We start from the raw sequence: 1,852 nt of genomic DNA on the forward strand, positions 1-1,852 counted from the left end.
CAGCGCCCCCGGGCGCAGCTCGCGTACCCGACCGGCGTCGGCCAGCGCGGCCAGGCCGACGCCGCCGAGGAACAGTTCGCCGAGGCACCGGACGTCGCAGGCGAGGTCCGCCGGATCGTCGGTACGCGTGCAGTCCGCCTTCTCCGGCCCGCCGTGCAGCCGCCAGCGGCCGGTGTTCTCGGGCAGCAGGTCGTCGTCCACCTCGATGACCACGTCGACGTCGGTGGCGTAGCGCCGCGCGGAGAGCGCGGCCGGCACGTCCACCACCCGTACCCAGAGCGCGTCGCTCATCTGGGCGACGAGCATGCGCGGTTCGTTCACCATCCGCAGCAGCGGCTCGTCCACCGCCGCCCGCCGGGACACGACCTGCCGGGTCAGGTCGATCGAGAGCAGCATGCGCCAGATCGCCCGGTACGCCTCCGGGGTGGCCGCCACCACCTCGTCGACGGTGGTCACGCCCTTCGGGCCGGCGTTGTTCCACTCGCCCTTGGTGCGGAACAGCCCGTAGCCGTCGACGCCGTCCGGGCCCTCGTGCAGCACCACCCGCAGCTCGGTGGCGCCGTCGCGCTGCGACTTCGGGTCCATCAGCACGTACCGCCACCAGCGTTCGTCCCGCGACGACCAGCCGGGCCGGTCGCCGCGCACCCGGTCGTAGACCGTCGCCAGGTCGGCCTGCCGGTCGGCGGGCCGCTCCAGGCGGAGCCGGCCCTCGTCCGGCGTCGGTGCCGGCAGGCGCAGCTCGGTCGTCTCGCCGTTGATCATCAACCGTTGGGCGGCCAGCCCGTACCCGAACCGGGGGTAGATCCGGCCCTCGCTGGCCCAGAGCACCGCGACCGGCTCCCGCCCGGCGTCGTGGATCTCCCGGAGCTGCCGGCGCATCATCGCGCTGAGCAGGCCCTGCCGCCGGTGGGTCGGCGCGACCCCGACCAGCGTGACGTGCGCGGCCGGCATCGCGCCGCCGGGCACACCCAGTTCCCGGGTGTACGCGGCGGCGCTGGCCACCAACTCCGACCCGTCGCGTACCACCAGGGCGCGTTCCGGCTCGAAGATCGCCCGTTCGGTCTCGTGGGCCTCGGAGTCGACCTCGTGGTGGAAGAGCACGCCGAGGAAACGGCCGATGTCGTCGTAGTCCTCGGGGCGGCCGGCGCTGATGGTGGGAGCGAAGGTGTTCACCGCTCGTGTCTAGCTGATCGACGCGGGTCGGGCGACCGATTTGCGCGCTCGTTACTCTCGAAGTCTCCAGCGGTGGCCGGTGGCCGCCGCCGGTCCAGGGGGAGGGAACGACGACATGGCCGACCAGACGCAGCCGTGGGCGGAGCGCACCGTCGAGGTGCCGCCGCAGTCCGATGCGGGCATTCCGGCCCAGCGTGACCCGTACCGGCGGGGTGTGGCCTCGGTCGGTGCCGTGTGCGCCGATCTCGACGAGTCGGGCGCGCAGCAGCCGGTGGACCGGGGGCACCCGGGGGTTCGTGCCGACCAGCTCCGGCGTCGACGGTTCGCTGCGGCGGACCGCGGCGAGCAGCGCCTGCCATCGGGACCGGGGCTGGGCGGGCTGCTCTACGCCGGCGCTGGTGAAGACGTCGACCAGCACCTGGCAGAGGCAGAGCGGATCGTGCCGGTGTTCGTTCGCCCACGACCAGTGCCGACGGTTGATCACCGGGTCGAGGGCGGCGCGTACCCGGACGGCGTCGGTGGCGGTGAGCCGGACCAGCCCGTCCAGGATCCGGTCCAGCGACGCGCCGTCGTACTGGGTGCCGAGCAGCGCGGCGACCTCCTCGGCCAGCTCGTCGACGTCGGTTATCGGCTCGGGCGTCGGGGCGGGCGGCGTCGGGGCGGGCAGGTCGTCGCCGCG

1 protein-coding gene and 1 pseudogene are annotated in these 1,852 nt (G+C 74.1%); one reads left to right on the forward strand and one right to left on the reverse strand.

Features of this window, described 5'->3' with window-relative positions; genetic code table 11:
• Positions 1-1,173: GNAT family N-acetyltransferase (locus EYA84_RS31395; protein WP_236146074.1), on the reverse strand; the 1,173-nt coding region annotated here is incomplete at its 3' end.
• A gap of 115 nt (positions 1,174-1,288) precedes the next feature.
• Between EYA84_RS31395 and EYA84_RS31400 the strand changes: the two are divergent.
• Positions 1,289-1,852: pseudogene (locus EYA84_RS31400) on the forward strand (hypothetical protein); the annotation flags it as partial.

The sequence above is a fragment of the Verrucosispora sp. SN26_14.1 genome (genome assembly GCF_004307965.1).
GTDB lineage: Bacteria > Actinomycetota > Actinomycetes > Mycobacteriales > Micromonosporaceae > Micromonospora.